12 protein-coding genes, 1 tRNA gene and 1 pseudogene are annotated in these 15,724 nt (G+C 70.5%); 6 read left to right on the forward strand and 8 right to left on the reverse strand.

What is annotated here, in order from left to right:
• Window positions 1–2: 2 nt before the first annotated feature.
• Complete coding sequence (locus RR1_RS09805) at window positions 3–2,399, reverse strand: phosphoketolase family protein (RefSeq protein ID WP_010839820.1); 2,397 nt, start codon at window positions 2,397–2,399, stop codon at window positions 3–5.
• A 210-nt stretch (window positions 2,400–2,609) separates the two neighbouring features.
• Between RR1_RS09805 and RR1_RS09810 the strand changes: the two genes are divergently transcribed.
• Window positions 2,610–2,682: transfer RNA gene (locus RR1_RS09810), tRNA-Arg, on the forward strand.
• Between the two features lie 224 nt (window positions 2,683–2,906).
• On the forward strand, window positions 2,907–3,455 hold the full coding sequence (locus RR1_RS09815) for a MarR family winged helix-turn-helix transcriptional regulator (RefSeq protein WP_010839817.1): 549 nt from the start codon (window positions 2,907–2,909) through the stop codon (window positions 3,453–3,455).
• On the opposite strand, the gene RR1_RS09820 is transcribed toward RR1_RS09815, so the two are convergent.
• The 3 genes from RR1_RS09820 to RR1_RS09830 form a co-directional block, all read right to left on the reverse strand.
• Window positions 3,423–4,469, reverse strand: coding sequence for an enoyl-CoA hydratase/isomerase family protein (locus tag RR1_RS09820; RefSeq protein WP_040774949.1), 1,047 nt, complete (start codon window positions 4,467–4,469; stop codon window positions 3,423–3,425). The two genes, RR1_RS09815 and RR1_RS09820, sit on opposite strands and share 33 nt — an antisense overlap.
• Window positions 4,470–4,551: 82 nt before the next feature.
• Window positions 4,552–5,325, reverse strand: a complete 774-nt coding sequence (locus RR1_RS09825; protein WP_010839815.1) for an SWIM zinc finger family protein — start codon at window positions 5,323–5,325, stop codon at window positions 4,552–4,554.
• A gap of 3 nt (window positions 5,326–5,328) precedes the next feature.
• On the reverse strand, window positions 5,329–8,166 hold the full coding sequence (locus RR1_RS09830) for a DEAD/DEAH box helicase (RefSeq protein WP_010839814.1): 2,838 nt from the start codon (window positions 8,164–8,166) through the stop codon (window positions 5,329–5,331).
• Window positions 8,167–8,327: 161 nt separating this feature from the next.
• On the opposite strand from RR1_RS09830, the gene RR1_RS09835 reads away from it, so the two are divergent.
• The gene (locus RR1_RS09835; RefSeq protein ID WP_010839813.1) at window positions 8,328–8,645 is read left to right on the forward strand and encodes a hypothetical protein; all 318 of its coding nucleotides are present in this window, start codon (window positions 8,328–8,330) and stop codon (window positions 8,643–8,645) included.
• Window positions 8,646–8,705: 60 nt separating this feature from the next.
• Window positions 8,706–9,428, forward strand: a pseudogene (locus RR1_RS09840) (HNH endonuclease family protein); the annotation flags it as partial.
• Window positions 9,429–9,432: 4 nt separating this feature from the next.
• On the opposite strand, the gene RR1_RS09845 reads toward RR1_RS09840, so the two are convergent.
• Entirely contained in the window at window positions 9,433–10,965 is a 1,533-nt protein-coding gene (locus tag RR1_RS09845; protein WP_040774895.1) for a molybdopterin-dependent oxidoreductase, read from the reverse strand.
• Window positions 10,966–11,076: 111 nt separating this feature from the next.
• Here RR1_RS09845 and RR1_RS09850 point away from each other — a divergent pair, with 111 nt between their 5' ends.
• A complete protein-coding gene (locus RR1_RS09850; RefSeq protein ID WP_010839810.1) occupies window positions 11,077–11,901 on the forward strand; it encodes a shikimate 5-dehydrogenase in 825 nt (274 codons plus the stop codon).
• Between the two features lie 124 nt (window positions 11,902–12,025).
• Window positions 12,026–13,336, forward strand: coding sequence for an HNH endonuclease signature motif containing protein (locus RR1_RS09855; RefSeq protein ID WP_010839809.1), 1,311 nt, complete (start codon window positions 12,026–12,028; stop codon window positions 13,334–13,336).
• Window positions 13,337–13,356: 20 nt separating this feature from the next.
• Here the strand turns inward: RR1_RS09855 and RR1_RS09860 are convergent, their stop codons facing one another.
• The 3 genes from RR1_RS09860 to RR1_RS09870 are packed head-to-tail and all read right to left on the reverse strand — an operon-like array spanning window position 13,357 to window position 15,701.
• On the reverse strand, window positions 13,357–13,875 hold the full coding sequence (locus RR1_RS09860) for an O-acetyl-ADP-ribose deacetylase (RefSeq protein WP_010839808.1): 519 nt from the start codon (window positions 13,873–13,875) through the stop codon (window positions 13,357–13,359).
• A gap of 49 nt (window positions 13,876–13,924) precedes the next feature.
• Window positions 13,925–14,467 (reverse strand): hypothetical protein, encoded by a 543-nt coding sequence (locus RR1_RS09865; RefSeq protein WP_238559070.1) that lies wholly within the window; start codon window positions 14,465–14,467, stop codon window positions 13,925–13,927.
• A 31-nt stretch (window positions 14,468–14,498) separates the two neighbouring features.
• Complete coding sequence (locus RR1_RS09870; protein WP_010839806.1) at window positions 14,499–15,701, reverse strand: benzoate/H(+) symporter BenE family transporter; 1,203 nt, start codon at window positions 15,699–15,701, stop codon at window positions 14,499–14,501.
• Window positions 15,702–15,724: the final 23 nt, after the last annotated feature.

The following is a 15,724-nucleotide window of genomic DNA, read 5'->3' on the forward strand; positions in this document are numbered from 1 at the left end:
CGTCAGGACCAGCGCCAGTCGCGCACCTCGGGCATGTCCTCGAGGTGCTCGACGACGTAGCTGCGGTGCCTGTCGAGCTGGGACCGGCAGAAGTTCTCGAGTTCGTCGGCGCCGTCGGGCCGCCAGGTGGCGCGGCGCACCGCCTCGAGCGCGAGGTGGTAGCGGCTCATCCGGTTGAGCACGACCATGTCGAAGGGCGTCGTCGTGGTGCCCTGCTCCATGAACCCGCGCACGTGGAAGCGGTCCGCGTCGGGCCTGCCGTGCAGCAGTTCGTGGACGGCGCGCGAGTAGCCGTGGAACGCGAAGATGCAGTGCACGTCGTCGGTGAACAGCGACTCGAACTTCTCGTCGGAGAAGCCGTGTGGGTGATCGGCCGGCGGCAGCAACCCCATGAGGTCGACGACGTTCACGACGCGCGTCACGAGATCCGGGGTGTGATCGCGCAGCAACTGCGCCGCCGCGAGGAGTTCCTGCGTCGGGACGTCGCCCGCGCACGCGAGGACGATGTCGGGCCTGCGTCCGCCCTCGCGCTCGGTGCTCGCCCACCGCCAGATCGACGCGCCCGCCGCGCAGTGCTCCTCGGCGGCATCGAGCGTCAGGTACTGCAGGTGCGGCTGCTTGTCGACGACGATGAGGTTGACGTGGTCGACGCTGCGGAAGCAGTGGTTCGAGATCGACAGCAGCGTGTTCGAGTCCGGCGGCAGCCAGATCCGCACCACCTCGGGCGAGAGCGGGATGAGGGCGTCGATCATGCCCGGGCCCTGGTGGCTGAAGCCGTTGTGGTCGTTGCGCCAGCACGTGCTGGTGAGCAGCACGTTGAGCGACGACACCGGCGCGCGCCACTCGAGTTCGTGCGCGTGCTGCAACCATTTGACGTGCTGGATGATCATCGATGCGCACACCATCGTGAACGCCTCGTAGCTCGCGAACAGCCCGTGACGGCCCGTGAGCAGGTAGCCCTCGAGCCACCCTTCGCACAGGTGCTCGCTGAGCACCTCCATGACACGGCCCGTCGGCGACAGGTCGTCGTCGTAGTACTCGATGGGGAGTTGCCATGCGCGCGCCGTCGCCTCGAACACGGCGCCGAGCCGGTTGGAGTGCGTCTCGTCGGGGCAGAACAGCCGGAAGGTGCCGCCGCCGTCCGCCGTCGTCGTGGCGCGGTAGATGTCGCGCATGAACTCGCCCAGCACGCGGGTCGTCTCGTGGACCGTCGCACCGGGCGCCTCGGGATCGACGTCGAGCGCGTAGTCCGCGATCGCCGGCAACGGCAGTTCGGTGCGTACCCGCCCGCCGTTCGCGTACGGCGACGCGCCCATCCGCTTGTCACCCGACGGCGCGAGCGCGCGGACCGACGCGGCGACGGCGCCCGCGTCGTCGAAGATCTCCTGGGGTGCGTACGAGCGCATCCAGGTCTCGAGTTCGGCGAGATGCTCCGGGTTGTCGCGGACTCCGTGCAACGGGACCTGGTGAGCGCGGAAGGTTCCCTCGACGAGTTCGCCGTCGACCTTGTGCGGCCCGGTCCACCCCTTGGGTGTGCGCAGCACGATCGCGGGCCAGCGGATCCCCTCGACCTCTTCTCCCCCGCGTGCTCGCTCCTGCAGCGCACGGACGGCGACGTACGACTCGTCGACCGCACGCTGGAAGTCGCGGAACACCTGCTCGGGGTCGTCACCCGCGACCTCGATCGCATCCCAGCCCTGACCGGACAGGTACTCGGTGACGTCGTAGGTCGGCGTCCGTCCCGGGACCGTCGGCCCCGAGATCTTCGCGCCGTTGAGATGCAGGATCGGCAGCACCGCGCCGTCGCGGGCGGGATTGAGGAACGCCGGAAGCTTCCACGACGCCGAGAGCGGGCCCGTCTCGGATTCGCCGTCGCCGATCACGCACGCGACCATGAGATCCGGATTGTCGAACGCTGCACCCGCGGCGTGGACGAGCGCGTAGCCGAGTTCACCTCCCTCGTGGATCGACCCCGGGGTCTCGACGCTCACGTGGCTCGGGATGCCGCCGGGAGTGGAGAACTGCCGGCACAGCGCCCGCACGCCCGCCTCGTCGAGCGAGACCTCCGGGTAGATCTCCGAGTAGGTGCCCTCGAGATACGTCGACGCGACGATCGCCGGGCCGCCGTGGCCGGGGCCCGCGATGTAGATCCAGTCGGTGTCCGTCCGGACGATGTGACGGTTGAGGATCGTGTAGATCATCGACAGCCCGGGGCTCGTGCCCCAGTGCCCGAGCAGCCGCGGCTTGATGTGCTCCGCGCGCAGCGGCTCCCGCAGCAAGACGTTGTCCTGCAGATAGATCTGCGCCACCGTGAGGTAGTTCGCGGCGGCCCACCACCGCAGATCCTCGTGCAGTTCGTCGTCGGTGTACGCGGACCCGGTTCCCACCTGCTCGGTCACTTGCTGTCCCTTCGTCGGACTGTGCCAGCTCTCGTCGGACTGCTCGCGCAGCGGCGGTGCGCGACCGCACCGTTCGCGTGTTCCGAGCGTAGGCGCGCCGCTCGCCGCCCGGGCCGGATTCACGACCCCCGTGGCGAGCCGATTTGCGGTGGAGCACCGGTCATGCGCTAGGCTTGGGCCGCCCGACAGGCACACCGGTTCGACCGGTGCGCCCCCGTAGCTCAGGGGATAGAGCGTTCGCCTCCGGAGCGAAAGGTCGCAGGTTCGAATCCTGCCGGGGGCACCGACGACGACCGGATCGCATTCACAGATCCGCCGCCGGTGCCGGGAAGTCTCTCACTCGATCTCGTGGTTCGTGGTGTCGTCGCCGTTTCGCGGCCCGAAACGACTGCATCCGGGCATGTTCCGAGTTCGGCGATTCGCTCGGCCTTTCGCCGACACTCCCCCGACCGCTGCCCGTGACGGTTGCTTCCGGAACCACCGAGTCCGCATGCCACAATCGACGCCATGCCCGCTCGAAGGCCCCTGCCGCAGGACCCGATCGCCGAGGCCCGTCGACAGTGGACGGAGCGGGGATGGGGTGACGTCGCAGACGGGATGGCGGCGGTGACGTCCGTGATGCGAGCGCACCAGATCCTGCTGTCGCGCGTCGAGGACGTCCTCAAGCCGTTCGCGTTGACCTTCGCGCGCTACGAACTGCTCCAGTTGCTCACGTTCACCCGCACGGGCGCGCTGCCGATGACCAAGGCCAGCGCCCGGCTGCAGGTGCACCCGACGTCGGTGACGAACGCCGTCGACCGGCTCGAGAAGGCGGAACTCGTCCGCAGGGTGCCGCATCCCACGGATCGCAGGACGACGCTCGTCGAGATCACCGACGCGGGGCGGGCACTCGCCGCCGAGGCCACCGAGCACCTCAACGCCGAGGTGTTCGCCCGGCCGGGCCTCGGCCGAGACTCCAGCCGGCAGCTCGTCTCGCTCATCACCGAACTCCGTACCGCGGCTGGAGATTTCGACGCGCCGGGCTCAGGCGAGTCCGAGTTCGTCGTCACCCAGTGACACGAAGAAGCGCGACACGTCGCCGACCTCGCTCGACGTCGCCGGGTCCCAGCGCGGGGTGCGGTCCTTGTCGATGACCTGCGCGCGAATCCCCTCGGCGAGATCGTGCGTGCCGAGAATCCGCGTGGAGACCCGGTACTCGTCGTCCAGAACGTGCTCCAGCGACTCCGCCCGCGCCGCGCGGCGCACCGACTCGAGAGTGACGGCGAGCGAGGTCGGCGACTTCGTGGCGAGCGCCTCGGCCGCGGCACGCGCCTCGGGTTGCGGTGCGGCTGCGAGCCGTTCGACGATCTCCTCGACGGTGCTCGCGGAGTAGGCGGGGTCGATCCACTCGCGCGCCGCGAGCAGCGGCGACTCCGGTGCGGGTCGAGCGAAACGCGCGACCGCCGCGTCGACGGAGTCCTCGACCAGCGTCTCGGCGAATCCGTCGAGATCCTCGGAGTGGACGAAGTGATCGGCGAACCCGCACGCGATCGCGTCACCGGCGCCCATCCGCGCGCCCGTCAACGCGAGATGCGTCCCGATCTCGCCCGGCGTCCGCGCGAGCAGATAGGTGCCACCGACGTCGGGCACGAAACCGATGCCCGTCTCCGGCATCGCAACGACCGACCTCTCGGTGACGAGACGAACGTCGCCGTGCGCCGAGATCCCGACACCCCCGCCCATGACGATGCCGTCCATGAACACCACGTACGGCTTCGGATACCGCGCGATCGCCCCGTTCAGGACGTACTCGTCGCGCCAGAAGTCGAGCGAGGCCACACCACCTGTCGTCGCGTCGCGGTGGATCGACACGATGTCGCCACCCGCGCAGAGCCCGCGCTCTCCCGCACCGCGGACGAGCACGGCCCGGATCTCGCCGTCGCTCTCCCATTCGAGCAGTGCCGCGGCGATCTCGCGCACCATGTCGTGATCGAGGGCGTTGATCGCGCGCGGTCGGTCGAGGACGATCTCACCGACCCCGCCTCGCCGCCCGACACGAACCTTGTCCCCGGACACCGCGGGCTCGCCCATCGTCACTCCCTGTCTGCAGACGCGAACACGTGTCCCACGAAACATAACCGGACACGGCGCGCCCGCGGGCCTCCGGGACCCGTCACAACTCGCCGTAGAGTTCGCCGAGTTCGGTCAGGACGTCGTCGACCTCCCGTTCGTCGCCGCAGAACGTGCGCAGTGCAGCGCGCAGCAGAAGCGGTTCGAGGTCGTCGGGTGCCGCCCTCGCGACCGGCTCGGGCAGCTCCGGCAGGACGGCGTCGGCACCGAACCAGTCTCCGGCGTCGTCGGCCTCCGCACCCGACGTGTCGACGGCGTCGATCAACTCGTCGAGCCGCAGTCCGCGCAGTTCCAGCAGCTGCAGCGGCTCGGCGTCGATCCGCTCGGCCGCGACGTACGCGAGCGCAGCGGCGTGCTTGCACGGCCAGCCGTCGTCGGGGCACGTGCAGTCGAAATCGAAATCCGCTGCATCCGAAGGCATCACGAGATGCGCGAACGAATCCGGGATCGTGCCGCCCGCGAGCACCGCGAGGCTGCCCGGCTCGCGACGTACCCGTGCGACGACGTCCGCGACGGCGTCGTCGTCGAGCGGCCGCAGCCGGACGACAGCCTCGAACGGGTCGAGCTGGCTGCCCTGCACCTCACCCACGACGACGCCGCGGTCGATCCCGACCGAGACGACCTGACCGCTCCGCGCGTACGCACGCCCCCGCGCCATGCGCCCGCGATCCCCGAGCCGCTCGAGCGCGTCCACGAACGCCCGGCCCCACATCGTGTGCCCGAATCGCCCGCGCCGGTTCGCCGTCGCGAGCCCGCCCTCGACGGGCCGAGTGCGTCCGAACTGGGAGAAGTCTCTGCCGAATCGCTTCGTCGCCACTGATCACTCCCCCACGGCGTCGTCGCCGAGCCGCAACAGATCGCGGAGCTGGTCGTCGGCCATCTCCGTCACCCAGTTCTCCCCGGCGCCCACCGCGAGCTCGGCGAGCTCGGTCTTCGACGCGATCATGTCGTCGATCCGTTCCTCGACGGTGCCGACACACACCAGCTTGCGTACCTGCACGTCCTTGCGCTGACCGATGCGGAACGCGCGGTCGGTCGCCTGGTTCTCGACAGCGGGATTCCACCAGCGGTCCAGGTGCACGACGTGATTCGCCGCAGTCAGGTTGAGCCCCGTGCCGCCGGCCTTGAGCGAGAGCAGCATGAGCGACGGGCCGGACGGATCCTGGAACCGCTCGACCATGCCGTCGCGCGCCGACTTCGACACTCCACCGTGCAGGAACGGAACCTCCGTCCCGAAACGCTGCGCGAGATACGGCGCGACGAGATCCCCGAACTCGCGGAACTGCGTGAACAGCAACGCCTTGTCGCCCTCGGCCAGGACGGCGTCGAGGGTGTCCTCGACGAGAGCGAGCTTGCCCGACCGGTGACGGCCGCGGCGCGTGACGGCCGAGCCGTCCTTGAGGAAGTGCGCGGGATGGTTGCACACCTGCTTGAGCTTCGTCAGCGCGGCGAGCACGGCCCCCTTGCGCGACATCCCCTGCGCGTCGCGGATCGTCGCGAGCATGTCGTCGACGACGGCTTGATACAGCGCCGCCTGCTCCTCGGTGAGGTTCGCGCGGACCGTCAGCTCCACCTTGTCCGGCAGATCCGCGATGACCGAGGGATCGGTCTTGACGCGGCGGAGCACGAACGGCGCCGTCACCGCCCGCAACCGGGCCGCCGCGAGCGAATCCTGTTCGCGTTCGATCGGAACGACGAACCGTTTGCGGAACATCGCGTCCGAACCGAGAATCCCCCGATTCGCGAAGTCGAGAATCGACCGCAACTCGTCGAGCCGGTTCTCGACGGGCGTGCCCGTGAGCGCGACGCGGTGACGCGCCTCGATGCTGCGCGCGGCCCGTGCCTGAGCGGTGCGCGGATTCTTGATGTGCTGCGCCTCGTCGAGGACGACCCGACGCCACGGCACACCGCGCAGCGACTCGAGATCGCGCACCAGCAGGTGATACGTCGTCACCACCAGGTGCGCGCCGCCCGCCGCCGCAGCGAACTCGTCGCCGGTCGGCCGGTCGACGCCGTGATGCACGTGCACCGTCAGATCGGGAACGAACGTCGCGGCCTCGCGCTGCCAGTTGCCGACGACGGACATCGGACACACCAGCAGCGTCGGGCCGGGCGGCTCGTCGCCGGGGACGTCGTGCTCGTGCGCGAGCAACGCGAGCAGCTGCACCGTCTTGCCGAGCCCCATGTCGTCGGCGAGGACCGCCCCGAGCCGGCAGCGACTCATGAAGGCGAGCCAGTCGAGTCCGCGTTGCTGATAGGGACGCAGTTCGGCCCGCAGCGACGGCGGCCGCGGTGTGGGGGCCGGTTCCGCCGCCGGGTCGAGCAGTTCGGCCGCCCAGCCCGTCGCGCGGATCTCGTCGATCGGCAGGTGGCGCGCGTCGTCGTCGAGCAGGCTCGCGAGCAGGTCGACGATCGCGCGGTCGCCGCTGCCGTGCCGCTCGGCGACGAAGTGCGCGGCGCGGCCGAGCGTCGCGGGATCGGCCTGCACCCACTCACCGCGCAGCCGCACGAGGCCGCTCTTCGCGTCCGCGAGACGACGAAGCTCCGCCTCCGTGAGCACGACGTCGCCGAGCGCGAGTTCCCATTCGTAGTCGACGATCCGGTCGACGCCGACGGTGCGCGACTCCGCCGTCGCGGGCGACGACGGCGACGAGACCTTCAGCCGCAGCGACGGCGCCACGACCGTCCATGCACGCGGCAGCAGCACGACGACGCCCTGCTCCCGCAGCACCCCGGCGCCGTGCGCGACGAGATCGGTCACGACCGGCGTCGGCAACAGCAGATCGAGGCTCTGCGGATCGGTGGGGACGTCGCGCAGGCGCGGGTACGCGCGCGCGGCGTCCTCGAGCCGTCGCACCGCGTGCTCGAGCCGCGCGCGATCACTGCCGCGGAGCGCGACGGGCTCGGGTGCATCACCCTCGTCCTGCAGACACACCTCGAGCCGCCACAGCGCGTCGTCGGGCCCGGTGCCCTCGTAGGGATCGGCGGCGGGGTCGTCCGGTAGCTCGTCGGGTTCGAGCAGCCGCAACACGAGGGTCGGCTCGCCGCTCGACAAGCTCGCGCGCCAGCGGTCGAAGGCCTCGCTCGTCGCCGGTGACGCGTCGTCGAACTCGGTGCCGGCCACCAGCGCGCGAAGGAACGGATGCCGGGCCTGCTCGTCCGGCAGCAGCCGCCGCACGACGGGATCGGTGAGCTCGCGGGTGATGTCGGCGACGACGTCCCGCGCCGGCGCGACGTCCCGAAGCACCGGTGGCATCGCAGCGGCGAGTTCGGTGGCCCACGCGCGTTGCCGCGCGCCGCCGACGAGCGTGAACCGCGGCCACCACGCGCCCTCCGCGCGTCGCACCTCGGGTACGACCCTCCCCGCCCGTGCCCAGCGGTCGAGGCCGGTCGCGACGTGCACGAGGTAGCGCAGGTCGGGAGCGACGCGAGGATCGCCCGGATACAGCGTCAGCAGTGCGTCCGCCGCGGCGTCGGGAGCCAGGGCGAGCGCAGCACGATCGACGGCGTCCGTGTCCGGCGCCTCGCGCACGGCGGTGCGGACCCGGAAGCGCCGCGCGAGCAACGCGTCGATCGTGGGGTCGATCGCCGTCGGCATCTCGGCGTCGTCGGTCCACAACAACAGACCCGCGCCGGGTTTCCAGATGCCGTGGAGCATGCGTCCAGTCAACCAGTCACCCCCGACGCGCCGCGTATCGCGCCACGAACGCCCGGCCGGTCCCGCTAGAGTCCGGCACATCGGAGGACAGGGTCCTGCACCTCGGAGGACGCGGCCTCGTACGGCGGCGACGGCCCTCGCACAGCGACGAAGGAGCACCGATGAGCATCATGATTCAGGTTCTCGAACAAGGATTCTCGTCGTCGACACCGTGGGAGCAGCGCAAGTACGCCTTCGTCGACGCGGAGCACATGGTGACCGTCCGGCTCGACGGCGCCCGCGGCGTGTGGCTGGACGGTCCTCGAGCCGGTGAATCACATCAGCTCGCACTGACGGAGGAGGCCTCCGAGTCGATCTACTTCCTGTTGCGGACGCTCGAGACGATCGCCGAGTGTCGTTCCGAGGGCGGCTCGTGGCTCATCGGGCACGACGGCCGCACGCTCGCGTCGATCTCGGCGTCGCCACTGCCGTTCGTGTGACCCGGCGTGTCGGTGGCGGGGGCGATACTCTCCCCACACCGTCGAGCGCCGGGGGGACGCATGCGGGAGAAGTGGTATCGGCTCGGTCCGGGGGCACGGCTGCTGGCCGCGATCGCAGCGGGAGTCGTGCTCGTGCTGTTCGTGGGGGTGATCGTCGACCGCTCGACGGTGCCGCCCGCTCTCGGCAGCCCTGCTCGCGCCGAGATAGAGGGGTTGCTCGCGGCCGTCGCCGTCGTCCCGGATCGACCGCGCCCCGGGGGTTACGAGCGTTCCTGTTCCGGCGGCGACGGGTGCGTTTTCGGGCCGGCGTGGACGGACGCCCACGGCGCGCCGGGTGGGCGCGACGGCTGCGACACCCGCAACAACGTACTCGCGCAGACCCTCACCGACGTGCAGTTCGTTCCGGGCACATCGTCGTGCGTCGTGGCCGCGGGAACCTTCACCGATCCCTACTCCGGCGCCCTCACGACCTTCGATCGCAGCACCTCTCGCGAGGTCCAGATCGATCACGTCTATCCGCTCGCCGCCGCCTGGGACATGGGCGCGTGGCAGTGGAGTTCGGCGAAGCGCGTCGAGTTCGCGAACGACATCGCAGTCGAACTGCTCGCCGTCGGTGCGCGCGACAATCGCGACAAGGGAGACGCGACTCCGTCCGACTGGCTGCCACCCGATCCCGCGATGCACTGCTTCTATGCGGGCAAATACCTCACGGCCGCGGTCGCGTACGGGCTCCCGATCACCGATGCCGACCGCGCGGTGCTCTCCCGCGTCGCTCGCCGGTGCCGCGTCACTGGACGCGCAGTGTGCGCGAGTGCCAGCCTGTCGCGCCGTCCGGGATCGGGTCGACGCGCTCCTCGGGCTGCGTGGCGCCGCTCAGATCGGTCGCGCGGACCTGCAACATGTGCGTTCCGGGAGCCGCGTCCCACACCCAGCTCCACTGCCGCCACGTGTCGATCGAGTACTGGGGTGCGAGGGTCGCGAGCTGCCACGGCCCCTCGTCCACCCTGACCTCGACGCGCTCGATTCCGCGATGCTGCGCCCATGCCGTGCCCGCGACGGTGACGGGTCCCGCCGCGACCGGGCCGCTCGCACTCGGCGACTCGATGCGCGACGCCGTCTTGATCGGCGCCTGCTCGCCCCACCCGCGCTGCGTCCAGTAGGCCTGGGCCCGATCGAATCTCGTGAGCTCCCAGTCGACGACCCACTTGGTCGCCGAGACGAAGCCGTAGAGCCCGGGGACGACCTGCCGCACGGGGTACCCGTGTTCGAAGGGCAGCGGTTCGCCGTTCATCGCGACGGCGAGCATCGCGTCTCGGCCGTCGGTGAGCACCTCGACAGGCGTGCCCGCGGTGAACCCGTCGGACGACGTCGACAGCAGCATGTCGGAATCGGGAGCGACGCCGACCTCGTCGAGCAGGCTCGCGATCGGGAATCCGATCCACGTGGCGTTGCCCGCGAGATTTCCTCCGACCTCGTTGGACACGCACGAAAGCGTGACGACGCGCTCGATCATGTCGCGTTCGACGAGATCGTCCCACGTGAGCGTCAGTTCGCGGTCCACCATGCCGTGGATCCGCAGCTGCCACTCGTCGGTCGTGAGTCGCGGCACCGACAGGGCGGTGTCGATCCGGTAGAACTCGGCGTTGTCGGTCACGAACGTCGTTGCACCGTCGACGTTCACACCGTCCGGGATGGGCGGCGCGGGTGACGTCGGAGTCGGCAGCCGGAGCGAACCTCGGTTCGCCACCGCCTCCTGGGCGCGGGACGCGACGGTGCGTCCCACGGCCACCGCTGCTGCTGCGACGACGACCGCACCGCCGGCGATCGCGAAGAACGCCCGCCGACTCGGACCGGCCGGCGTGTCCGTCTCGGCCGCGGCCGACGCGGATCGCGGCGCCCGGACGAGAAGCCGCAGCACGATGATTCCCGCCGCGACGCCGACGATCGTCGGCAGCGCCCACACCGCGCTCGCACCGGGGCGAGCCAGTGCCGCGTAGACACCGACGGCGCCGAGCACGACGAAGATCGCCGTCCCCCACGGCCACCGTCGTCGCTCGAACACACCGGCCACGACGGCCGCGAGCGCGATGAGCACACCCGTCCCGACGAACAGCGCCGTCTTGTCGTTCGTGCCGAAGGTGTCGATCGCGAACTCGCGCGCCCACGCCGGACTTCGGTCGACGGTGGTCGATGCGACGGCGAGGAACGGAGCCGAGTCGGGGTCGATCGCCGCGGCGACGAGCTCGCCGACACCGAGGGTCAGGGCCGCTGCAGCGAGCCCACCGATCGCACCGCGGATCACTGCGGCAGGTCTCGTCATCGTGCTCTCCTCGCGTTCCGGACCGTTCCGTACGTCACACTCGCGGAGGGATTCGGATCCGCTGCCCCGAGTGGATGGGACCGGGCCGCTGCGCTGGGTATCGTCGGCACGATGAGCGAGGACTTGCGCGTTCACCTCGACCGGGACACCACGCTGTGCATCTCGTTGTCCGGTCGTCCCAGCAACATCGGGACGCGATTCCACAACTACCTGTACCGCGAGCTGGGGCTGAACTACGTCTACAAAGCCTTCACGACTGCCGATCTCGCGGGCGCGGTGACGGGAATCCGCGCACTCGGCATCCGCGGGGCGGGAGTCTCGATGCCGTTCAAGGAAGCCGTCATCGACCTCGTCGACGAACTCGATCCGTCCGCCGCGGCGATCGACTCCGTCAACACGATCGTGTCCGACGACGGCAGGCTGCGCGCGTACAACACCGACTACACGGCGGTCCGGTCGCTGCTGGAGGGCGTCCCGCAGGACGCGAGTGTCGCCGTCGCGGGCAGCGGCGGCATGGCGAAGGCGGTGGTCGCCGCACTCCACGCGCACGGCCTGCGCGACGGAACGGTCGTCGCCCGCAACGACGTCACGGGACCTGCGCTCGCACGCCGGTACGACTTCGCGTGGGAGCCCGAACTCGGGGGCCGCCGTCCCGACGTCCTGGTGAACGCGACGCCGATCGGGATGGCGGGCGGCCCCGACGCATCGGCCCTGCCGTTCTCGCTCGATGCCGTCGAGTCGGCGACGACGGTGTTCGACGTCGTCGCCATGCCGTCCGAGACACCGCTGCTGAAGGCCGCGGCCGCGGCGAACAAGACGGTGATCTCGGGGGCGTCGGTCATCGCGCTACAGGCAGCGGAGCAGTTCGCGCTCTACACGGGTGTGCGGCCCACCGACGAGCAGATACGGCGCGCATCGACCTTTTCCCGGGAGTAGACGGACGTGGCGTGGGTCGACGGGCGCGGTCTGTGCGGGCCTCGGGTTGTCCACAGGTCCGTGGTTATCCCCAGCTGCGGAAACGAGTCTTGTGTCGAACGGATATTCGAACTAGCTTTGTCGCATGGGGTCGGGGGATTCACACACAGCACACGGCGTAGACGCCGCGGGCGTCGAGCCGTGGCAGCTCGGTGACGCCGAACTGTCCACCACGGTGCTGGACGTGTCGCGGCAGATCGAGGCGTTGCAGGCCCGGCGGATCACACTGATGGGCGAGCTCGCCGACCGTGGCCTCGCGACCGCAGCCGGCTACCGCGACGCCGGGGCCTGGCTCGCGGCCCACACGATGCTCGAAATCGGTGAGGCACGCGACGTCACAGCGCTGGGAACAAGCCTACGAACCGAGCCCGAGATCGCCGCTGCCGTTGCCGAACAGCGGATTTCACCGCGGCACGCGAGCATGCTGTGCGCGTTCTTCGACACGCCGCCGTCGCTGCTCGCAGCGCTGGCGGACACCGACCCGGACGAACACGCGAACGTGATTACGGCCTGCCGGGATGCGCTGTTGGCCGCCGCAGCGCCTGGTCCGGAGACCGCGACGAAGTCGGTACGCACCGCGATCGAGACACTGCGGGCGCGCCTCGACATCGACACCGACGGCCCGACGACCCGTGAACGCGAGGACCTCAACACGTTCACCCTCTCGAACACTCTGAACGGCAGGGTCGTGCTGCACGGCGACTTCGACGCCCTGTCCGGTGAGATTCTGTCGACGGCTCTGTCGAAGCTGTCGGCACCGCGGCCCGCAGCGGACGGGACGCGTGATCCGCGCTCCGCCGGGCAACGCCGCGCGGACGGACTCATCGAGATCTGCCGACGCCACCTCGACACCGGCGGCAACGGGCACGAAGCCGCCGAGAAACCCCACGTCACCGTCCTCATCCACCAGCGAGACCTGAAAGCACAGCCGCAGGACCACGACGAGCGGGTGAGCGTGTCCGTCACCGCCCTACTCGACGGCATCGGTCTGCCCTGGATGCCGTGGGGCGGCACCCTCACACCCGAGACCGCACGGGCCGTCGCATGCGACGCGCACGTGACACCGGTGATCATCGACGACCACGGCGTCCCACTGAACATGGGCCGCACCACCCGTCTCGTCACCCCAGCACAACGCCGAGCACTCACCGTCCGCGACCGCGGCTGCGCGTTCCCGACCTGCACAGCACCCGTGAGCTGGTGCGAAGCACACCACATCACCCACTGGGCCGACGGCGGACCCACCGACCTCGACAACACAGTCCTGTTGTGCGGCAAACACCACCGGCATGTTCACCACAGCAACTGGCGAATCGTCCCGACACCACGAGGGCGACCGAGGTTCGAGCCGCCGGGCGTCGCGCCACCGGGCACACCCGTGATCGCTACTGCCTGATCGCCGATCAGGGCAGAGCGCTATGCCTCGAGCGCGCGCCGCAGCGCACTCGCTGCGACTCCGTCGAACGCCACCAACGTCACGGAGTCGAGCGCGGTGGCCGAATCGCCGAACTCGGCGATCGCGGCCACCGCCCGACGTGCGGCGTCGTCGACCGGCCAGCCGTAGACCCCCGCCGAGATCAGCGGAAAGGCGATCGACCCCGCGCCGAGTGCTTCGGCGACCCGCAGGCTCGAGATGTAAGCACTGCGCAGCGTGGCCGAACGATCCTCCGATGCCGAGTACACCGGGCCCACCGTGTGGACGACCCACCGCGCGGGCAGCTCGCCCGCCGTGGTCGCGACGGCGTCGCCGGCCGCGAGGCCGTCGGGGTGGGTCGTCGCGCGGAGTTTCTTCGTCGCCTCGAGGATCGCGGGACCGCCCGCGCGGTGGATCGCGCCGTCCACGCCGCCACCGCCGAGCAGCCCCGAGTTCGCGGCGTTGACGACGACGTCGGTCTCGATCCGGGTGATGTCGCCCTGCACGACCTCGATGCGCATGTTTCGACTGTGTCACGCGCGCAGCGGTGGCGTCAGGCCTCGCGGCCGATCAGGGTACGACGACGTCCATCGTGACCGGGATGCTCGGGTGATCGGTCCGCATCGTGATGTGGACGCGCCCCGGGCCGGTGTTCATGTAGACGTACTCGCGGGTGAAGCTGCGGTTGCTCGCGGGAACGAACCGCGTCTCGGTGCCCCGCTCCCCGGTGTCGAGGTTGTGCCAGTCCATGACGGCCGTGACGTCGCAGCGCAACAGGATCGGCCCCCACTCGCCCAGAACCGGGAACCCCTGCAGGATTTGCAGTTCGACGGAATGGACCGCTCCAGCCGCCCCGTAGACGTGGTAGGTCTCGTCCAGTGGCCCGTCGAAGGCGGTGCCGCCGGCCGAGATCATCCCGCCGCAGATGCCGTCGCCGAGAGTGAACACCGGAGCCATGTGGAAGCTCTCGCTCACGCATTCGCGCGGGCCCGTGCTCGACCAACCCAGTCGGCAGGGGTCGGCAGCGGCGGCGCTTCCCGGCGCGGCGACCAGCAACCCCGCTCCCAAGAGGCCCGTGGCTGCGGCGGACGCGATCGCTCTGAGCGGTTTCATGCCCCGATCATCGCCCGAATTGTGGCGTTCATTACATTTTCTCGCGACTTCTCGTCGGTCGCGGTGCGAGAAACCACCGCACGGCCAGCCCGATGACCAGCGCCCAGAAGGCGGATCCCACGCCCAGCACCGCGACGCCCGAGGCCGCGACGACGAAGGTGACGACGGCGGCGACACGATCGGACTCGTCCGCGAGTGCGGCGGACAACGCGTTCGCGAGTGTCGCGAGCAGCGCCACGCCCGCGACGGCAGCCACGACGCCGTCGGGCGCTGCGACCACGACAGCCGCGAACGCCGCCGCACCGGCTCCGATCACCAGGTACGACACGCCCGCCGCGATGCCCGCGATCCACCGCTGCTGCGGATCGCGGCCCGCCGCCGGCCCCGCTGCTAGCGCGGCGCTGATCGCGGCGAGGTTGACGGCGTGGCCGCCGGCGAACGCACCCAGCACCGTTCCGGCGCCCGTGGTGAGCATCGACGCGCGCCACGGCACGCGGTACCCGAACGACGCCATGACGGCGGTGCCCGGGATGTTCTGCGACGCCATCGTGACGATGTAGAGCGGAAGGGCGATTCCCACGATCGCCTGCCAGGTCCAGGTGGGGGCCGTGAGCTCGATCGACGCGACGAGGTCCGCGGCGGCGATCGACGCATCGCCCCGCGCCACCGCGACGGCCACCACGGCCGCTGCCGCCGCGAACGCACCGGGAACCGCCCACCGCGGTGCGAACCGCGCGAGCACCAGCCACACCACCAGCACCGGCACGGTCGCGGCCGCCGAATCCCGCAACGCGAAGACCGGCGCGAGACACAGCGGGAGCAGGACTCCCGCGAGCATCGCCTGTGCGAGCGGCACGGGGATCCGGCCGACTGCGCGCCCGAGAGCGGGGATCAGTCCGGTCGCGACGATCGCGACGCCGGTGACGACGAACGCTCCGACCGCTGCGGGCCACCCGCCCTCGACGGCGCCCGCGCTCGCGAGCAACGCGGCGCCGGGCGTCGACCACGCGAGCGTGATGGGCTGCCGGTAGCGGCGCGCGAGCCACAGCATTCCGAGGGCCTGCGCGAAGCACAGCGCGATCAGGCCCGACGTCGCCTGCGCCTCGTCGGCGCCCACCGCGCGCAGTCCCGTGAGGACGACGGCGAACGAACTCGTGAATCCGACGAGGGCGGCCACGATGCCCGCGCTCGCGGGCACCCGGATCGCGTCGCGCTCGTCCTCACGTGTCGTCACGCGAGGAACGTACTCGCGGTCGG

Origin of the sequence: Rhodococcus rhodnii NBRC 100604, from assembly GCF_001894925.1 — a bacterium.
GTDB classification, from domain to species: domain Bacteria; phylum Actinomycetota; class Actinomycetes; order Mycobacteriales; family Mycobacteriaceae; genus Rhodococcus_F; species Rhodococcus_F rhodnii.